At 54.2% G+C, this 19297-nt stretch carries 15 protein-coding genes; 1 reads left to right on the top strand and 14 read right to left on the bottom strand.

From position 1 onward, the window contains the following. Window positions 1–65 precede the first annotated feature (65 nt). The 10 genes from HS100_18295 to HS100_18250 form a co-directional block, all read right to left on the bottom strand. Window positions 66–512 carry a CBS domain-containing protein gene (locus HS100_18295; GenBank protein ID MBE7435874.1) on the bottom strand — a complete coding sequence of 149 codons (447 nt, stop codon included), beginning with the start codon at window positions 510–512 and terminating at the stop codon, window positions 66–68. Between the two features lie 80 nt (window positions 513–592). Next, window positions 593–3412 carry a formate dehydrogenase subunit alpha gene (gene fdhF / locus HS100_18290; GenBank protein MBE7435873.1) on the bottom strand — a complete coding sequence of 940 codons (2820 nt, stop codon included), beginning with the start codon at window positions 3410–3412 and terminating at the stop codon, window positions 593–595. 54 nt (window positions 3413–3466) lie between these two features. After that, window positions 3467–5200: an NADH-quinone oxidoreductase subunit NuoF gene (nuoF, locus tag HS100_18285; protein ID MBE7435872.1), complete on the bottom strand. Its 1734-nt coding sequence runs from the start codon at window positions 5198–5200 to the stop codon at window positions 3467–3469. Between the two features lie 144 nt (window positions 5201–5344). Beyond that, on the bottom strand, window positions 5345–6124 hold the full coding sequence (fdhD, locus tag HS100_18280; GenBank protein ID MBE7435871.1) for a formate dehydrogenase accessory sulfurtransferase FdhD: 780 nt from the start codon (window positions 6122–6124) through the stop codon (window positions 5345–5347). Further along, entirely contained in the window at window positions 6099–6362 is a 264-nt protein-coding gene (locus HS100_18275) for a hypothetical protein (GenBank protein ID MBE7435870.1), read from the bottom strand. The genes fdhD and HS100_18275 overlap by 26 nt, the downstream gene beginning before the upstream one ends. Window positions 6363–6365: 3 nt before the next feature. Continuing rightward, window positions 6366–6614, bottom strand: coding sequence for a cytochrome b5 (locus HS100_18270; GenBank protein MBE7435869.1), 249 nt, complete (start codon window positions 6612–6614; stop codon window positions 6366–6368). Next, complete coding sequence (locus HS100_18265) at window positions 6611–7342, bottom strand: hypothetical protein (protein MBE7435868.1); 732 nt, start codon at window positions 7340–7342, stop codon at window positions 6611–6613. The genes HS100_18270 and HS100_18265 overlap by 4 nt, the downstream gene beginning before the upstream one ends. A 37-nt stretch (window positions 7343–7379) precedes the next feature. Further along, on the bottom strand, window positions 7380–8429 hold the full coding sequence (locus tag HS100_18260; protein MBE7435867.1) for an alcohol dehydrogenase catalytic domain-containing protein: 1050 nt from the start codon (window positions 8427–8429) through the stop codon (window positions 7380–7382). Between the two features lie 104 nt (window positions 8430–8533). Further along, window positions 8534–9298 carry a hypothetical protein gene (locus tag HS100_18255; GenBank protein ID MBE7435866.1) on the bottom strand — a complete coding sequence of 255 codons (765 nt, stop codon included), beginning with the start codon at window positions 9296–9298 and terminating at the stop codon, window positions 8534–8536. Window positions 9299–9443: 145 nt separating this feature from the next. Then, window positions 9444–12494, bottom strand: a complete 3051-nt coding sequence (locus HS100_18250) for a metallophosphoesterase (GenBank protein ID MBE7435865.1) — start codon at window positions 12492–12494, stop codon at window positions 9444–9446. A 121-nt stretch (window positions 12495–12615) separates the two neighbouring features. On the opposite strand from HS100_18250, the gene HS100_18245 reads away from it, so the two are divergent. Then, a complete protein-coding gene (locus HS100_18245; protein MBE7435864.1) occupies window positions 12616–13575 on the top strand; it encodes a M23 family metallopeptidase in 960 nt (319 codons plus the stop codon). A gap of 135 nt (window positions 13576–13710) precedes the next feature. Here the strand turns inward: HS100_18245 and HS100_18240 are convergent, their stop codons facing one another. The 4 genes from HS100_18240 to HS100_18225 all read right to left on the bottom strand — a co-directional run bounded on the left by HS100_18240 (window position 13711) and on the right by HS100_18225 (window position 19293). Continuing rightward, window positions 13711–14298, bottom strand: a complete 588-nt coding sequence (locus tag HS100_18240) for a hypothetical protein (protein MBE7435863.1) — start codon at window positions 14296–14298, stop codon at window positions 13711–13713. A gap of 168 nt (window positions 14299–14466) precedes the next feature. Beyond that, window positions 14467–16365: an acetate--CoA ligase gene (gene acs, locus HS100_18235; GenBank protein MBE7435862.1), complete on the bottom strand. Its 1899-nt coding sequence runs from the start codon at window positions 16363–16365 to the stop codon at window positions 14467–14469. Window positions 16366–16496: 131 nt separating this feature from the next. Further along, complete coding sequence (locus tag HS100_18230; protein MBE7435861.1) at window positions 16497–17792, bottom strand: FAD-binding oxidoreductase; 1296 nt, start codon at window positions 17790–17792, stop codon at window positions 16497–16499. 70 nt (window positions 17793–17862) lie between these two features. Next, window positions 17863–19293, bottom strand: coding sequence for an alpha/beta fold hydrolase (locus tag HS100_18225; protein ID MBE7435860.1), 1431 nt, complete (start codon window positions 19291–19293; stop codon window positions 17863–17865). Window positions 19294–19297 lie beyond the last annotated feature (4 nt).

The raw sequence follows: 19297 nt of genomic DNA, 5'->3' as shown, positions 1-19297 counted from the left end.
GGATGACCCCGAACTAAAAAGAGACGCGGTTTTCTGCGTCTCTTTTCATACCCTGTTCATCCAATTCAGGATTGAAATCCGGACCCCATGATGTAATTTTCCAATCCGCGGATCTCGCTGTCTTTCAATTCGATCGCGGCGAGCAGGACATCCCGCATCGAAACGATGCCCAAAAGTTTTTCGTTTTCCACAACGGGCAGGTGGCGGAGCCTGTGCTGCTTCATCAGCCCCATGCATTGTTCCACGGATGTATTCAAATTGACCGTGAACATCTGCGACGTCATCACATCCCGCAGGGGGGTTTCCCCGGCGATGCGGCCGGCAAGTTCGCCTTTGTAGAGATAGTCGCGCTCCGTGTAAATTCCGACGATCTTCCCGTTATCGGTGACCAGCACAGCCCCGATACGCGCGTCAGCCATCACCCTGAGCGCATCGAGCACCGTTTGCGAGGACTCGACGGAAAAGTTCTTTGCATTTTCCTTGACTTCCAATAGTTTTCGGACGGTGGTCATCGTTTATCTCCTTTTTCCGGGGGATTTGGATATTGCGCCTATTCTAATTCAAAGTCGCCATGCGGTTGTGATTTAAGTCCTTAAACCAGCTCCACTTTTACGGCTGTGACCTTGTACTCGGGGATCTTCGAAACCGGGTCGAGCGACGCGTGCGTCAACTCGTTTGCCGAAGCCTCAGGGAAGTGAAAGTTCGCGTACACCATGCCGGGCGGCACACGGTCGGTTACCCAGGCTTGGGCTTCGATGCTTCCGCGCCGCGATGTGATGCGCACCACTTTCTTTCCGTTCAATCCCAATTTCATCGCGTCGTCCGGATTCACTTCCACCAGCGCCTCGCCGTACACCTGCATAATGCCCTTCGCGCGGCGCGTCATCTGCCCGCCATGCCAGTGATATAGCACACGCCCCGTGCTCATGATCATCGGGAAATCATCATCGGGCTTTTCCGCGGGCGGCACATGGTCGATCGCCATGAACTTGCCCTTGCCGCGCGTGAATTGCTTCGTGTGAAGGATCGGCGTCCCGGGATGATCGACTGTTGGGCAGGGCCATTGCAGGCGTTCTCCCGCTTCCAATCGCGCATGCGTGATTCCGCCATAGGATGTCGTGACCGTGTTGATCTCCGCCATGATCTCGGATGTATTTTTATATTCCCAGCCTGCATGCGGCGCTTCTTTCCGGACCCGGTCACTGATTCTCTCCATCAGCCTCTTGGCGATCTCAGATGTGATCCACCAATCCGGCTTCGCATCGCCCTGTGTTGGTATGGCTTGCCTTACCAGCTGGACGCGCCGTTCTGTATTGGTAAAGGTTCCGGTCTTTTCGGCGAACGTCACCCCGGGAAGGAGCACGTCCGCATAGACGGAGGTTTCCGAGGGGAAGATCTCCTGCAAAACGAGGAAATCCAATTCCTCCAAACAGTGGCGGATATGTTTTGTATCCGGGTCAGACATGACCGGGTCTTCGCCGAGGATATAAAGTAACTTGATTTTGCCTTCCAGAATTCCCGGCATCATCTCAGTGACAGTAAGACCGATTTTCGCATCCGCGGTTGCCCCCCAGACATTTACAAATTTTTCTCGCGCTTCTTCGCTGGTTACGGGCTGATATGCCGGATACACGTTTGGCAACCCTCCCATGTCGCATGCGCCTTGCACGTTGTTTTGTCCGCGCAATGGATTGACTCCGCCGCCGGGTTTGCCCATATTGCCGAGAAGCATTTGCAGGTTGGCGAGGTCCATCACGTTGCGGACCCCGACGATGTGTTGGGTAATGCCCATCGCCCACAGAACAGCTGTCGGCTTGTATGAGGCGAGAATTTCCGCCGCTTCATAGAGTTTTTCCACAGGGACGTTGGTGATCTCCGCAGCTTTTTCCGGCGGATATTGCATCACGGTTTGCTTGAACTCTTCAAAACCTTCCGTGTGTTCTTCGATGAAGGCTTTATCTTCCAGGCCTTTCTCAAGGATGATGTACATTAAACCGTTGAGCAGGGCAATATCTGTGCCTGGGCGTTGACGCAGGTGCAGCGTGGCAATTTCGGTAATATCGATTTTTCGCGGATCGGCGACAATGAGTTTTGCGCCGCGTTTTCGCACCGCGCGGCGGATCATCGTCCCAAAGACGGGATGCTGCTCGGTGGTGTTCGAGCCGATAATGAAGAAGGCTTCTGCAAAATTGGCGACATCGTCCATGCTGTTCGACATGGCCCCTGAACCGAAGGAGGCAGCCAGACCGGCTACCGTGCTGGAGTGTCAGAGACGGGCGCAGTGGTCGATGTTATTCGTTCCCACGACCTGCCGCGCCAGTTTGTTCATCAGATAATTTTCTTCGTTCAGGCATTTCGCCGAAGTGAGGAAGCCCATGCTGTCCGCGCCGAATTTCATTCGCATCTCCGCGAATTTATCCGCCACAATATCGAGAGCCTTATCCCATTCAACCTCGACCCAATCCCACGGGGATTCGATATTCGATAAATCGACTTTTGTCTTTCGGTCTTCGGCTATCGAATCTCCAATTTCACTTTTCCTCTTTCCTTCCAGTAGATACTTTCTCACCCTTGGCTTTACCAACCGTTCAGGATGGTGAATGTAATCGTAAGCATAGCGTCCCTTCACGCACAAAGCCATCCCGTTGACCGGCGCATCCGGGTTGGAGGATACGCCGATGACCTTGTTGTTTTTCACCAGCAGATCGAACTGGCAGCCCACACCGCAGTACGAACATATCGTTGCAACTTTTTTCACCTGATGTGCCCGCGCCATCCCGTAATTCATCTTGTTCGACAGCGCGCCTGTCGGGCAATAAGCCACGCATTGCCCGCACGATTCGCAGCGCGCTTCGAGCATGGTCACACCCGCTCCTGCCACGATGATTTCATCAAATCCACGCTTCGCCACGCCCCAAACATCGCGCCCCTGTATTTCTTCACAAGCTAGCACGCAGCGTCGGCATAAAATGCATTTGTTCATATCCACCCGGATGAAGGGATTGGGGTCGCTGTTCACAGGGTAACGCGTTCCCTTTGTGCCCCAGGCCGGGATCTGCGCCTGGTATTCATAAGCAAGGTCTTGCAGTTCGCATTCACCCGCCGCATCGCAGATCATGCAATCCACGGGATGATTCGCGAGCATCAGTTCGAGGGTCAGCTTGCGGTCCTTCATCACCTTTTCGCTATCGGTCTCGATCTCCATGCCTTCCCAAATGGGAGTGACGCATGCAGCTTGCAGGAAACGCCCGCCTTTTACTTCCACCACGCACATGCGGCAATTCCCTGTCGGCGATAGATCCTTGTGGTAACACAAGGTCGGGATGTGAACGTCATGTTCCTTTGCAATCTGCAAAATGGTCTTGCCTGCTTCCGCCTGTACCGCTTTGCCGTTTATTTCTATATTCAGCATAGTTTCACCTTCAACCAACCAACCAACCAACCACTTGATTGCTCGACAATTTGACTAATGCTCTGCCTTTTCGAATTCCGAACCGAAATGAGTTAAGGCAGATTTGATCGGTATCGCCACACTTTGTCCCAGTCCGCAAAAGGACGAATCTTGCATCAAAGCGGCAAGGGTTGCCAATTCATCTTTGTCGCCTTTTTGCCCCTTTCCCGACGTCATACGATTCAGGATTTCCAACGCGCGCCAGGTTCCCACCCGGCAGGGAGTGCATTTCCCGCACGATTCCGCTGTAAAGAAATGCAATATTTCCCGCAAGAACGCCACCGGTGAAATTCTTCGGTCGCAGATCAGGAATGAGCCTGCGCCCAGCGAAATTCCTTTCTGCGAAGATGCAAAATCAATTGGCACATCGAGCATTGTCGAATCCACGATCGTCCCTGCTGCCCCGCCGCATAATGCAAACTGAAACTTCGAGCCTTTCTCCATCCCTCCGCCGAAGGCTTCGATGATCTCGCGCAGGGTCAGGCCGAACGGCGCTTCGAACAATCCTGCGTTCTTTATATGTCCAAGCACCATATAAACTTTTGTGCCCGGTGTGGGGGCGTTGGTCAAACTTCGCCACCACTCTGCGCCGTTCTTGACGATGTGAGGCACAGCGCAAAACGACTCGACGTTGTTCACCGCGGTCGGTCGTCCGCGAAAACCAAATTGAGGTGGATAGGGCGGCCGCAGCCTTGGTTCGCCGCGCTTGCCTTCCAGTGACTCGATCAATGCCGTTTCTTCACCGCAGATATACGCTCCCGCGCCGCGATGGACGTGAATTTTGAAGGAGAACCCGCTGCCCAGAATGTCTTCACCAATGAGATTTTTGGTTTCTGCCTGGTCGATGGCGTTCTCCAGCCGCCGGGCTTGATGTTCATATTCCCCGCGGATGTAGATCCACGCCTCCGACGCGCCGGCAGCGTATCCGGCTATCGTCATGCCTTCCAAAAGCTGATGCGGGTTCGTGTCGATCAAAACGCGGTCCTTGAAGATCAGCGGCTCCGATTCGTCCGCATTGCAAATGATGTAACGCGGAGTCCGCTTTTCGTTGGCGACGAAGCGCCACTTCCGCCCGACGGGAAAACCCGCGCCGCCGCGGCCCTGCAAACCGGATGTCTCTATTTCGGTAAGGATCGCTTCGGGGTTTGTTTGGAGCGCTTTCTTCAATCCGTCATAAACCCCATTTGCCATTGCATCCTCAATGGAGTCGGGGTCGATCTTTCCGATCAGAGATGTCATCACGCGGACTTCGCCTTTGCGAACTTCGCTGTAATCTGTAGGTGTGCCGCGCCAGCCATTGGAAACCTTGTCCGCCTCTTTCGCCTCAACGGGACCCGCCTGTTCATCCTCTACCAATACAGCCGGAGCGCGATCACACAATCCCAAACATGAGGTTCGTTCCACCGACCATTCGCCACCAGCCCTGGATGACCACTTCTCTATCGTCTGCTGTCCATCCTCCATTGTCGCCCTCTTTAGCCAGCATACAGGTCCGTCGCATACGCGTAAAACTTTTTTTCGTTCCCCGAGAGACAACATGGAATAAAATGTCGCCATGCCATACAATTGGTGGGGAGGGAGTTTCAGCGCGCGGGCGGCATCGGAAATGGAATCAGTCGTCAGCGCAGAGTGATGCGTTTGAATTTCCTTTAGCAGTTCCAGTGCGGCTTCAGGCTCGTTCCCGTGTTTGCCTGCAAGTTTCTCGATCTCCGGCGGGATGGGGTGGTAAACGATTTTTTTGTTGGTCATGCTTTCGCTCCGGCTCAATTATTCCTTATCGTGTGGTTTTAGGTAAGTTTCATTCATCCTTGCTTGCAGGGAGTTTTGTCCGAGTGATATGTGACAAAATTCACAAACAAACGGAAGAAAAAAAGAGCGACATCAAGTCGCTCATCATCCCTGAAAACCGACCCTTTCGGCGTTTGAATAAACGTTGAAGCGGTGCTTTCTTGCATAGCCGATCAAAGTAATTCCATAGCGTTGCGCCATTTCAATCGAAAGTGACGATGGGGAAGTGCGCGAGATCAAAATGGGCGCGTTCAATTGCGCAGCTTTTTGCAGCATTTCCGAGCTGATGCGCCCGGTGGTGATGAGCATGCGATGCTCGGGCCACACGTTTTGCATCAGGCACATCCCGGCGATCTTGTCGAGCGTGTTGTGCCTGCCGATGTCGTCCGCCGCCAAAACGATTTTTTCGCCGTCGCTCAAAGCGGAGGTGTGCACTCCGCCCGTATCGCGATAAAGCTCCTGCGACTCGAATAACTTGTCCACCATGTCCATCACCGCTTCCGGCTGGACCTTGAACCTGTCCGCTGAAAAATCGACATGGGGCTTCGCGAGCAGGTCAACCGCCGTCACCCCGCCTGTGCAGCCGGATGTTCGGCGCCAGTTGGTCGGCTGCTCGGCGTTGAAGTTCAGCCACACATCCACATTATCGCCGTGTTCGCACAGGCGGGCATCTGCGATTTCGTCCATGCTTTTGACGATTCCTTCGTTGTACAAAAAACCCACCGCCAGTTCTTCGAGGTGAATGGGCGTACACATGAACGAGATCCAGACTTCTCCGTTCACAGTCAGGGAGACGGGAGCTTCCACAATGGTCTCGGCATCAAAGTGTTCCCATTTTTTGAATTCGTATCGTTCGTAATCAATCGCTTTTCGGGGAGGAATCATACGTACTCCAAATGCCAATAAGGTGTTCGATCTCGGTTTTCAGGCGGGCAGCGGCTTTATCGGAATTGCGATGCACTTTGCAGAATACATCGGGATCGGCGAGGAAGGCGCCCAGGCAGGCCTCGGTACACAGCAGGATCTTTTTTCGTCGATGCTGCGCGGACGGAAAGTATTGCGGATCGGTATCGCGGAAGATGCGTCCGCATAGGGTGGCGAAGGCTTTGGGATTTTGCTTCATCTATTATTCTTCCAAAACGCCGACCAGCTTCACGCAATCGTGGATTAAGACCTCTTCTTTGTGAGGCGCATCGATGATTTCGCCGGTCAGATCCTGCCCGGGAAAATGAAGGAACTCGTGCAACCCCGTCCGCCATTTGGGGCAATCGGTCACATCGTAAACGATGCCGTTGAGGGCGATCCACATGCGCGAGCCGCGTTCGCCTGTGTTCCGCTTGAGTTCGAGCGGGGAAATCTTCCGTTCCCGGCTCATGACGGTTTGAAAAGCAGGCCGTCCGGCAGGGATTGCCTTATGTATTCCAGAAGCGAATAAATGAGCAGGGAGCAGCCGATCATCTCCACCGATTCTTCGCAGCTGGCAACCACAGCGTAGGTGAAATTCTTTTGCCCGATGCTGGAGGCGAAATATCCGCTGACCATCTCGCCGCCGATCACGCCGGTAAGGTAGATTGCCAGTGAGAGAAAGAAAAGCATTTTAAACTTCGTTTCAAGATGAAGGAAAAATGTCAGGAAGGCGATCAGGAATATGCCGACCGCGATCATACCGGGGATGATCCAGGCGAAGTAGAAAATCCCCTCGGCGCCATAAATGGCGCGCATCGGTTTGATGAGGCGCTCGTGCAAGGAGGCTACTTCGTCGATGGAAAGCAGGAAATAGAGGAAGACGAGTAACGCCCAATGGAACCGGAATTTGTCGCGGATGGAAAACTTCCAAACGGCGATTCCGGCAAAGAGCAGGGATGGGATGAAAAGCAGCAACGAGTTGATGAATGTGGGAATGTTGTTTTCTGCATCCATGTAGAAAGGCATGTTCAATAGGTCCAAAACGAATTCCTGCCAGTAGCTGTGGATGTCCCAGCCGCCGATAAAGCGAAGGTATTGTCCCCAGATACTCATGCCGACGAGAAGGGCAACCAGGAGCAGGAGAACGATCAAGGCGCGTCCCGGGTTGATTTTTATTGTGGGTGTTTGATTTGTCATGGGATCCTTTGAAGTGGATTATATCGTCTCTGGTGGATCAATTCCCGGCTTGGCCCGAACCGGGAACGATCACAGTGCGAACGTCTCCGCTGAAGCGCTCCAGGTCGTCCAGCGTGCTGTTGATCGCATCCGCATCGAGCGGGATCGTTCGGGTTACGATCCGGGAAATATCCAAAACTTTTCGACGCGCAAGGTCGATCAGGATGGGTAACTCCTGGAGGTGATGATCGTTCGAGCCGATGAGTTCCGTCTCGTTGCCGAGCAGTTCGGTATAGGTTTGGATTTCGAGAGGATGGTTGGACAACCCGACGATCACGACGCGTCCCATCACTCCGGCGACTTGAATTGCCTGTTTCATCGTTTGAGGAAGCCCGATCATTTCGATCGCGACATTCACGCCCCTGCCGTTGGTCATCCTTTTGATCTCGGTGACAGGGTCCGAATTTTTCGCGTTGATGGGTATGGCGTCGTATTGTGCGGCGAGCTCCAACTTCCCTTCATTGATATCAACGGCATAGACTTCGACCGCGCCGAATGCCTTTGCCAGTTGAATGGCGGACTGGCCCAGACCACCCGCGCCGAAGATTGCGGCGGTCTCGCCGCCTTTCAAACGACTTTTTCGCAGCGCATGGAAAGCGGTCGCGCTTGCGCACATCAAAGTGGCACCCTGTTCGAAGGGAATTTCTTCGGGGAGAAGAATTGCATTGCGCGCGGGCACGGCGATATATTCCGCGTATCCGCCGTTCGTGTAATGACCGATCATCGAAACCTTTTCGCAGAATTGGTCGTTTCCGGTTGTGCAATAAAAACAATCCCCGCAGGACAGATTGTAATGGAGGCAGACGCGATCCCCGGATTTCAAATTCGCCACCGCAGTGCCGGTGCGTTCGATAATGCCCGCAACTTCATGGCCAAGCGTCAGCGGCACCGGCTTGACCGGCGATATTCCCGCGCGGTAGTGTGCGTCCGAATGACAGACTCCAGCCGCCTCGACCTTGACCAGAACATCCCTCGTTCCAATCTCGGGAATCGGGATTTCCTGCATTTGCAACGGTTGATTCACTCCGATAAAACGCACGGCTTTCATGCTCTCTCCTCGCGATCAAAATAATGCCGCGATTATACCCAGCGTCCCTGCAGAGCGAGGCGGCGGAGAAATCGAGAATCCCCAAACAACGGGATGTTCGCTTATTACACTTGGAGCCCGATGTCGAAAACCGCCGCATGGCCGGAGGTTGCAGGGAGGACGTTCAACACAAGCTGGCTTCCGCCTTGCCGGTAAATATTATCGTTCTCGTTCCGCGTAATGCGTTCGCCGCGTTGTGCGTACGGCTCCTGTGAATACACCTGGTCGGTGAGGGCGTCATCGAAGAATAGTTGGGATGTGAAGTCGTGCCCGTTGAAACGGATTTTGAAATGGATGTGGACGGCGCGTCCCGGATACCAACCGGGGTAGATGGTTGCGAACTTAGCCAACCCGTTCGAATCGGTCGATTGAAAACCGCGCAAGAACCTTTTTCCAACGGCGTTCTGCACATCCGAATACACACCGAACGCATCGCAGTGCCAGATATCCACTTGCGCGCCTGCTAGAGCGGTGCATCCATCCGGGCTGAAGCGTGAGACATTGAATGTCAATTCGAGAAGCGTGCCCTGCGATACGGTGCCGTCTGTCGGATCAGAACGGATATCCGACCGGTTGAGCATTTCGTCCACGAAAAATGGACCTTCCGTCATTTCGGGTTTCACAACGCAGGCGGGAATCGTTTTTGTATTCGTTAGTGTGGGCAATGATTCGATCGCGGTTGGGATGGTGGCCGCCGAGGCGGGTGATGATGTTTCCACAACATTTGGCGCGCAGGATGCCAGCAGGGTCGCTGCGCTGCCTATGCCCAATATCTTCAATACATCCCTGCGGGTCAGAACGGTTCCGACTGGCTTGTCATCGTTGTCCATGATTCTCTCCTTTTCTAAAGTCCCCCCAGTTTACGCATGGAGATTAAGAGGTGCATGAAGAAACAGCGTTCAATTTGCGGGGTCAGCCTTCCCGTGGTTTCTCATTGCTTCATTCCCTGAATGGATATCTCCCCCGTTGCGGGCATCATCTCACATGGAACATGAATACATTTGACCACACGCTCCAATTTCCGGCGGCATCCCTTGCCCGCACCCGCCAATAATGCGTCCTTCCGATCAAGGTCCTGGACTGGATGAATGTCCTGTTGGTGGTCGCGCTGAACTCGGGACTTGAAAAGTCCGCGTTGTTATCCACTTGGATTTCGTACCGGAATGCACCGGCGACGGACGACCATTCCATATTTGGGCGTGAGGGTGTGGAAGAACCCATTTTGGGAGTTTTAGGTTTCGGCGCAGCCGGAGGCGTTGAATCCAATGTAAAGGAATAAGCCGCGCTGAACTTTCCGGGATTCAAGTCCGGGTTATAGGCACGGACGCGCATGTAATAGACGCCGTCTGCAAGAGGGGTCGAAGTCACGAGCGTTGTCCCGGGAATGGTCTGCACGAGGGCGATCTTCGAGAAACCGCTGTCGCGCGCGATGAAGACCTCGTAGGCTTGCGCATTCCAAACCGTCGACCAGGATGGCGGAGAAAGGGGGGTGTTCGTTAAATTGCCCGGCACAGCGTTGATGGTTGGCGCGGCGAAATCCACCGGTGTTTTCGCCAGCGTAAAACTTTCCCCGGTCGTGTAATTGTTATTCGCAAGCGGATTCCCAGCCCTGTCTGTGATATTCCCGTTATCGATAAGGTCGAGCCGTATCGTTCCAGACCCCGCGCCTGTGCCAACGGTGATCCAGTAGAACGGATCGGCGTTCTGCAAATTAAGCACCGATGAAAGGATGACGTTCGAACCGGTCACCTTGAAATCGCCGGGTTCTACACCTTGCACCGGTTCGGAGAATGTAACAACGAAATCAGCCGTCGGATTGATGGAAGGGTTGTTGCCCGTGCGGACGATCGAAGTCACCTGCGGAGGTGTGCGGTCGATGGTGAAGGCTTCTCCGCTGAAGTTTCCGTTCCCGAGTCCGTCTCCGCCGAGTGTGATTCCCTGCGCGTTGTGGATGCTGTCGTCGTCGATCAGATCGAGTATTAACTCGCCGTCCATTGCGCCGGCGTTCACGTTGACGACAAAGAACGGACTCAAGTTTTGAATTGTGTTGATCGTCCCGCCGCCTGTCATTTGGAAATCACCGGTATCGACCCCGTCCACAAATTCGGAAAATGTGACGATAAAGTTGACGTTCGACGCATTGGTTGGGCTCGCGCCCGCGCGAATGATGGAAGTGACAATGGGCGTATCGATGGCGATATTGAAGATGCCGCCCATGGTATTGCCGTTTCCTGCGCCAACTCCGCCGAGCGGGTTGCCGATCCCATCGGCGATGCTGTCGTTATCCAACAGGTCGAGCCGGATGCTGTCGCGGCCGGGTTGCGCGGAAACCGACACGATATATTGATTTCCGCCCCCTGAGATATTTGTGATCGCAGCGCCGTTCATCGTGAAGAGGGAGAAATCGCCTCCATCCACGCCGGTGACTGGCTCTGAAAAACTGACGGTGTAATCCACGCCGGAGGAATCCGCTTTGCCCACCGGAATGATCGAAGTGACGACAGGCGCAGCGCGGTCCACGGAATAGGATTCGCCGCCCGTAAAACCCGTCGATGTTGTGTTCCCTGTCGGGTCGCTGACCGAGTCGTTATCGATGAAATCGAGACGCAGGTCGTCGTTTTCATTCCCCGTCAGGACTGTCACTGTGTAGTTTGCGCCTGACCCGGCAATATTTGCAAGAGTCGCTCCATTCAAAGTGGACAAGTTAAAGTCGGTCGGGTCCACGCCTGAAACAAATTCTGAAAAAGTCACTGAGAAATCAACCGAAGCGGCGTTCGTCGGGTTTGGAGTCGCGCGCATGATGAAAACGACCGATGGCGCGGTCTTATCCACTGAATAGATATCGCCTGAAAAATTTCCGGTCCCTGCGCCTTCCCAGCCCAGGGGGATTCCGAGGCTCGTGACGATGGAGTCGTCGTCGGCGAGGTCGAGGCGAAGAGTTCCATCCCCGGTTCCCGTATTGACGGAGACGAGATATGAATTCCCCGAACCGCTCACCCCTGCGATACCCGCATCGCTAATGCTGGTGGTAAGGAAGAAGTCGGCCGCATCCACGCCCGTGACCGGATCTGTGAAATTGACCTGATAATTTACTACTCCCGCATTCGAGGGATTCGGGTCGAGCGCTGTGATTGAAGATACATAAGGCGCTTTACCGCCGATGGAATAGTCATCCACGAGAACTCCGGCGCGGGTGAACATGCGGAATCTCATGTACAGGTTTGTGGCGTCCACGCGCATCGCGCCATAATCCTGGTTGAAGCGTGCCTGGCTTTGGGGAAGAATATCCTGAAAATGGTAAATCTCCCCGCCGCCGATGCCGTTCACGAAATAAGGCAGTCCGTCGACAAGCAGGCGTTCGTACGTATGATCGTGCCCTGTAAGGACGACATCCGCTCCCCATTCTTTGAAGGGCCAGCGCATATATTCCGTCGGTCCGTGACGCCCTGATGTGTACGGAGCGTGGTGGAAGACGATCACATTGAACGTGGAGGTGGATGCTGCCAGGGTCTTGCGAAGCCAGATCCCCTGCGCCGACCCTGGTGTGATACCGTCCGGCTCCATTCGATCGCTGTCTAGAATGAAGAAGTGTGCGGGACCTCTGACAAAATCGTAATAAGACCTTACATTGCCGTAACCGAAATAACCAAGGTAGGGTGAAATATCGTCCGTGCCCCAATCGTGATTACCCAGGGAGGGGAAAAACCGCTGAGTCGCTGACCCTTCGCCATAATTTCCCTTGTATTGATAAATGTATTCGTGAAAATATTGCCCGATGTTGTCGTCGATTGTGGTCGCCTGCCCGGCTGGATAATTATTGTCGCCGACGGTGACGATAAAATCCGGGTTCCAGCTTTTGATGAGATTCGACACATCCAATAACGGCTGCCCCGCAAGTCCGTAGTCGCCGATTACAGCAAAGGTGATGCGGTCGGATTGGGCGTGAGCCGTTGGCGCGTTGACTGAAAGTACGAGGCATAAGAGCAAAGCGGCGGTAAAAGCGAGTCTTGAATACGCGGATTTCACAATGTCTCCTGCAATGACCGGATCGATTTCATTATACGCAGCAGAGATGCGTCAGTGGGGTTTTCCCCGCCTCTGGCATGAACTTAATATGGATTCGTTCATGAAGTAGAATTATCTGAGAATGAAATATCCAATTTCCATCTTATTTATTTTGTTTTTCGTCTCCTGTAACCTTCCGCAGGCTGGGACTAACGAATATGCAAATTCTCCCGACCCAGTTCTGTTTACTTCGACATCCCCAGCAGCAATCATTCCCGAATCTGCAATCAATGAATCGCCGCCCCCGGCCAGTCCCACCGCCTCACCGCATCCCTGTGACCCTTTAATTGTAGATTATTGCATCACAGCCGAGCATTTCATCTTACAGCGTCCCATCCAGCCGCCAGGTAACGACAAGATCGATCTTTCGTATCCCTACGCCTCCACCCAAAGCGGACAGCGCGATGCGCATCATGGCGTGGAGTTCCAGAATGCGTTCGGGGCAACTGTCCATGCGGCGGCGGATGGTATCGTGGCATATGCTGATACAGATGAGGCTGTCAAATTCAGCCCGTGGACGAATTTCTACGGAAATGTCATTGTCATCCGTCACGCGGAGGAGATGTTCACTCTGTATGCGCACCTTTCGAAGATTCTTGTCAGGGTGGGGGATGAGGTCAAAGCCGGGGACGTGATCGGCAATGTCGGTCAGAGCGGCGGCGCGACGGGTCCGCATCTCCACTTTGAGGTCCGCAAGGGAGGCGATTACACAGCATATTTTTCCACCGAGAATCCAGAGCTTTGGCTCGTCCCGCAGGAAGGCTCGGGGGCGATCTCCATCACGCTGATTACCCGTCAGGTTGAGAATTACGAACATCCGCTGGTCATTACGCGTCTGGCGGATGGAACCGACGAATCACTTTTTACCTATTATCTGAAATCCTATGCCAGAGGATTCGAGCACAACGCCGAAGATGCGGTTCTCAATAACCTCCCAGCGGGCAGATATAAGATCGCGCTGAACGATACATCCGGTTTGAAGGAACGATTTGTTTTTGTGGAAGCGGGAAAACTGACCGAAGTAATATTCGATTTAAAATAGACTTCCTGCAAAAGTCGCAATTCTATCTTGCTCAAGGCGGCGTCCTGCCGCCGGGGACTGCGGCGGAAGCACTTATGAATGAGGTTTAATAAAGAACGCGACTCTCGACGAGACGCGTTCACCTGCGCGGTCACTTTACGCAGCCACCACCGGGACGAGGAGGAAATATATGGCAAGTCCGGAGACCAGCGCGATCAACCCGAATACCGCAAACAGGACGCGCATGTTGCTCTCCGCGCCGAGCAGGGATGCCCAGGCGACAAAGGCGAGACCAAGCGCCATGATGAGCATGACCAGTTGCAATTGGTCGCCGCGTTCATCGTATTGCGAGGCGAGGTCAAAATTCGCGTCGGATTTATCCCATAAAAGGGTGGCATCGAGATACATGCTGTCGTAATAGTCGTCGGTCCAGACGACATCGGGGTCGCTTTCGATGGCGGCCGCAAGCGGCTCGGAGAAATTGAATTCATAGTACTCGGCGATCTCTGGGCGTTCATCCACGTTCAAGTACCAGTTGTCGAAGTAGTTGTAATCCTGCGTGATATCCTGGTTGGCGCGCAGGTACTCGGCGTTGCCGTCGTTCAGTTGCTGCATGCCGAGGATCTCGTACTTGTTCTGTTCCGAGTCTGCCATGGCGCCCTGGTAACTGACGAAGGCGGTCAGCACGGACAGGATGGCGATCATCGTTCCCAAAAATATCTCGTTGCTGACAAACTTTTTCATCTCTGACTCTCCTGGGGTGGGATAAAAAGCTGGGCGGATTATATGAAGGTTTCCACCTTTTATGACTTGCAATTTTGTAATAAACAAAAACGCCCCGCGATCTGGACTTTCATCTCGTCGCGGGGCAATTCATATTCACTATTCCCTTCTAACTATTCCCTGCCCTTGCTATTCCTCCAACGTGCTCACATCGCCTTCCGGCAATCCCTGCGCCCTTGCCTTCAACACGCGGCGCATGATCTTGCCGCTTCTCGTTTTTGGAAGTTTATCCACGAACTTCACGTCTTCGGGTCTTGCGATCGGGCTGATGACCTTGGCGACGTGCTGGCGCAATTCTTCGGCTAACGATTCGGAGGGAGCGAAACCGGCGCGCAGCAAACAAAATGCATGGATGCCCGTCCCTTTGACTTCGTGCGGAAGGCCGATCGCCGCCGCTTCAGCAACGGCAGGATGACTCACCAGCGCTGATTCGATCTCTGCTGTGCCGAGGCGGTGCCCCGAGACGTTGATCACATCGTCCACGCGGCCGATGATCCAGTAATAGCCATCCGCATCGCGGCGGGCGGAATCTCCGGCGAGGTATTTGCCCGGGAACTTGGACCAGTATTGGTTCACGTAACGATCCGGGTCGCCATAGATGGTACGAAGCATCGAGGGCCACGGCCGCTTGAGGACGAGATATCCCTCGTCCCCATCCTTGACCGGATTCCCCGCCTCATCCACGATCTCGGCTTGTTGACCGAAGAATGGGCGTGTGCCTGAGCCGGGCTTGAGCGGGACCGTCGGCGTGGGCGTGATCATGAACATGCCGGTCTCGGTCTGCCACCACGTATCCATGATGGGACATTGCTCCTTGCCGATGACGCGGTGATACCACTTCCATGCTTCGGGGTTGATCGGCTCGCCGACACTGCCGAGCAGGCGCAGGGATGAGAGATCGTGTTTATTGGGCCATGCCTCGCCAAAGCGCATCAATCCGCGGATGGCTGTGGGCGCGGTGTAGAGGATGTTGATTCCGTAACGTTCGACACACTGCCACCAGCGATTCGGGTACGGATATGCCGGTCCGCCTTCGAACATGAATGAGGTCGCGCCGTTGAGCAGCGGACCATAAACGATATACGAATGTCCGGTCACCCAGCCGGGATCTGCCGCGCACCAGAATCGGTCTTCGTCTTTGAGGTCGAAAACATATTTGAGCGTCGTGTACGTCCCGACCATATATCCGCCGTGAACATGAAGGATGGCTTTGGGTTTGCCGGTGGAACCGGATGTGTAAAGGATGTAGAGCGGGTCCTCCGCATCCATTTCTTCTGTGGGGCATTTTCCATTCGCGACGGGGAGTTTTGCAAGTTCGTGATACCAGTGATCGCGGAGCGGATCCATGGGCGTGTCCTGCCCGGTGCGCCGCACAACCAGAACATTTTCGACGGACGGGCATCGCTTAAGAGCCTCGTCCACTGTGCGTTTGAGATTGACGATCTTGCCGTTGACGTAGTTGCCGTCCTGCGTGATGACCAGTTTCGACTGGCTGTCTTCGATGCGTCCGTGCAATGCTTCCGCCGAGAATCCGCCGAAGACGACCGAATGCACCGCGCCGATCTTTGCGCACGCCAGCATGGCAAAGACGATTTCCGGGACGCGCCCCATGTAGATGGTCACGCGGTCGCCTTTGCGCACGCCCATGGCTTTGATGATGTTCGCCATGCGCGAGACTTCGCGGTTCATGGCAAAGTATGAATACGTGAGATGTTCCTTGCCGTCTTCGCTTTCCCAGATCAGGGCAAGTTTGTTCTTGCGATATGTTTTGAGATGCCGGTCGATCGCGTTGTGGACGATGTTGACCTTCGCGCCGGTAAACCATTTGAAGAAAGGTTTCTTTGAGTCGTCCAGTACCTTGTCCCACTTTTTATACCATTCCAATTCAGAGGCTTCCGCCGCCCAGAAGCCCTCCAGGTCCTTGTCGGCTTTTTCAGCCATCGCCTCCCAATCCTTCACGCGCGCCTGCGCGACGACCTGCTCAGACGGATAATAGACTTCGCCTTCCATTTCCTTCTTCTTCGCCATGCCAGCCTCCTGAGTTGTAAATATTAGGCGCAATTCTAATACGATTTTTTTACTCCACCCAATCCAAAATCCAGGCTGTTGAGGCGCAGGATGCCTTCTCGGGCGCATCCGTTGACGTAGGAGTAAGTCAACTACTCAATCAAATCCAAAATCTTGTACCATAATCCTGCGAACGGCAAAAACCAGGGGCTGCCGTTATACAACCCCAAAGGCGCGCCGGGGAAATCGAACTTCGCGAAGGGGTGCTCTTCGATATTTCCATTCATCATCGCATCGGCAACTGTCGCGCCCAAATACGTCGCCATCGCCACGCCATGCCCGGCATAGCCCAGCGAATAAAAAATCCCATCCTCTTCGCCCACGTGGGTCATTTGATCGAATGCAAAATCAAGCGTGCCGCCCCAGACGTATTCCACCTTCACGTCCTTCAATTGCGGGTATACCTGAATCATCTCGCGCCGCAAAATCTCACCGCTTTGAGCAATCGTGTTTTCATTCTCCGGGAAGAACGCCGCGCGTCCGCCAAAGATCATGCGGTTATCCCACAGCCTGAAATAATTCAGGAAATGTTTGTAATCAAAGATCATGCGATTCTTCGGGCTGAGTTCGTGCGCGAGTTCATCCGGGAGTCGTTCTGTTGCAATAATGAACGAACCAATCGGGATAATCTTCTTTTGAAATTTCTTTGTGACCCCGCCTGTATACCCGGATGTCGCCACCAAAACGGACTCCGCCTCCAAATTCCCCCTTTCTGTTTGGATGAAGAACCGGTTCTCTTCTCGCTCGATCTTGGTGACCCGCGCTCGCGCGCAGAGTTTTGCCCCCGCCCTGACTGCTGCATCTGCGAGTCCCACCACATATTGAGCCGGATTCAACCCGCCGCTGACTTCATCCACGAGCGCGCCGTGATACAAATCCGTACCGATCTCAGAGCGCAAGTCTTTCGGCGAGACCAGCCGCACGTCGTGATTGAATTCCTTCGCCATGAATTCCACTTCGCCTTGCAGAGACTCGTAGTGCTTCGGCTTGTTCGCTGTCAGCAAGTGGCCTGTCCGCGCAAAACCGCAGTCAATATTTTCCTCCCTGACGATCTGCTCGACGATGTTGACAGAATCCAGCGAGCACTGAAACAATTCCTTTGCCAGCTCCCGCCCATATTTTTTGATGACCGTTTGCATGGCTGGTTTCAGCCCGGTTAACGTCATGCCGCCATTGCGGGAACTCGCTCCCCAACCGATATTCTCCGCTTCGAGCACGACCACACTCACGCCCTGCTTCGCCAGCGTCCGCGCTGCGCTCAAACCTGTGTATCCGCCGCCGATGATCGCCACATCCACTTTGGCGGGGATGGAGGTGAGAGCCTGCCCTGAGCCTGTCGAGGGGTCCGGCATTTGGACTGTGGTGTGCCAGTAGTTGTGTTGTTTCATGTCGTATCCTATTTTGCGCTCGAATATCCCCCAATGTTCGAGTGCAATCATGAAAAGAAAAAATCCAAAGTCAGGAGACTTTGGACTCCGTATCGTCCCCGAGAATTTCTTCCCAATTCAATTCCTTGAACGCCTCTTGCAGGCGGTGACCATCGTTCACGACGATGTATTTTAGATTGGTGAAGAATTTCTCGGCGTAGGTGCGTGCCTCGTCGAGCGGGACGACATCATCCGCTGTCCCGTGGATGACGGTCGTGGGTACAGAGACAGGCTTAAGATCAAGATATGAGCCGAAGGGTCCTTTCATCAAAGCCGGGGCGAGCAGTATCAACTTGCGGACTCGATCCGGATTTTTGCAGGTGAAGACCGTTCCCATTAATCCGCCCAGAGAGGAGCCAATGATCGTCCAACCTTTTTTGCGGCCTAGGATCTTTTTGAGCTGCGCCATGCGCTCGTCGAACCCACCGATGAAATCTGGTGTGACCATGCCGGGAAACTTCTCCGCGAACTGACGTGCTTTGCCGCTCTGGCTGTTGCTTTCGGAGCCATGGAGGTAGATGATGTGTGAGTTATCCATTTTCTTTTTTCTCGGCTTGCGGGCGGGTTCCCTGGCACCGCCCGCCAGGGCAGGTGTGGCTTTTTCTTCAGAGGGCGCGTTCTCGTCGATGAAGTCATCGGGCTCAGAGGGTCTGGCGACGACCAATGATTGCGGGCGGAGCAGGTCGCGCAGTTCCTTTTGCAAAGGAGGCGGGAAGTCTGGCGAGATGCGGCGCATGGTGACCGATGTCATTTGATTCTCAGTGGTAGTGAGAATGTGTTTCAGCATAAATACAGTTTCATTAGGCGAAGCGCGATAGAGCGTGACGATGAGATCAGTGAGATCATATTGCAGGGTGGACGGGGCGGCTTCGACGATGGGTTCGACGAGGTCGAAGACGGCTGGCAGGTTCTCAAAGTCTGAGTCTGCGATCATGGGGATGAGCGCTTGAATGCCGTTCGACCAGGTGCGTTGTCGTTCGGGATGCAGGTATTCACGCACAAGGACGAGGAATTGATTCGGCGTTTCCTTGCGCATGCGGGTGAGACTTGTCGTGAGCAATGCCACGCGCACTTCCGGATCGCGGATCTGCTGAGTCCATGCGGTGATGCGGGGAAGCAGGCGTTGCTCCTGCGGTGGGATGCGCCCAAGTAAATACGAAGCAAGCAGGCGTGTTTCGAGTGCCCCTTCGTCCCAGAGCAGGTCGGCGAGTTCGAGCGCGAAGTGCGGATTTTCCTCCGCTTTGAGGCGCAGTTCATTTTGAATATGAGTTAAGACAGCGGGGGGCGTGCGGTAGGTCTTGAGGTTTGAGCCCGGGGCGACATTTTCCACCGTGCGCAGCGTGTAATTGACGTAGAACTCCAATATCTCACGCAGATGCTTCATGAACTCGTCTGGCAGGAAGAAGAAATCTGCTAAACGGTTCGCTTGTTTGCGGAGGCGGGTCAGGTCGATGGCGGGCATAAGA

The organism is Anaerolineales bacterium, assembly GCA_015075725.1.
Lineage (GTDB): Bacteria > Chloroflexota > Anaerolineae > Anaerolineales > Villigracilaceae > Villigracilis.
The sequence above is the reverse complement of the archived record's forward strand: the minus strand, read 5'-3'. Positions and strand labels throughout refer to the sequence as shown.

Bases quoted from the DNA above. Each gene is read 5' to 3' on its own strand.
- HS100_18295 (MBE7435874.1), bottom strand. From the start codon at position 512: ATGACCACCGTCCGAAAACTATTGGAAGTCAAGGAAAATGCAAAGAAC.
- nuoF (MBE7435872.1), bottom strand. From the start codon at position 5,200: ATGACCAACAAAAAAATCGTTTACCACCCCATCCCGCCGGAGATCGAG.
- fdhD (MBE7435871.1), bottom strand. From the start codon at position 6,124: ATGATTCCTCCCCGAAAAGCGATTGATTACGAACGATACGAATTCAAA.
- HS100_18275 (MBE7435870.1), bottom strand. From the start codon at position 6,362: ATGAAGCAAAATCCCAAAGCCTTCGCCACCCTATGCGGACGCATCTTC.
- HS100_18270 (MBE7435869.1), bottom strand. From the start codon at position 6,614: ATGAGCCGGGAACGGAAGATTTCCCCGCTCGAACTCAAGCGGAACACA.
- HS100_18265 (MBE7435868.1), bottom strand. From the start codon at position 7,342: ATGACAAATCAAACACCCACAATAAAAATCAACCCGGGACGCGCCTTG.
- HS100_18260 (MBE7435867.1), bottom strand. From the start codon at position 8,429: ATGAAAGCCGTGCGTTTTATCGGAGTGAATCAACCGTTGCAAATGCAG.
- HS100_18255 (MBE7435866.1), bottom strand. From the start codon at position 9,298: ATGGACAACGATGACAAGCCAGTCGGAACCGTTCTGACCCGCAGGGAT.
- HS100_18245 (MBE7435864.1), top strand. From the start codon at position 12,616: ATGAAATATCCAATTTCCATCTTATTTATTTTGTTTTTCGTCTCCTGT.
- HS100_18240 (MBE7435863.1), bottom strand. From the start codon at position 14,298: ATGAAAAAGTTTGTCAGCAACGAGATATTTTTGGGAACGATGATCGCC.
- acs (MBE7435862.1), bottom strand. From the start codon at position 16,365: ATGGCGAAGAAGAAGGAAATGGAAGGCGAAGTCTATTATCCGTCTGAG.
- HS100_18230 (MBE7435861.1), bottom strand. From the start codon at position 17,792: ATGAAACAACACAACTACTGGCACACCACAGTCCAAATGCCGGACCCC.
- HS100_18225 (MBE7435860.1), bottom strand. From the start codon at position 19,293: ATGCCCGCCATCGACCTGACCCGCCTCCGCAAACAAGCGAACCGTTTA.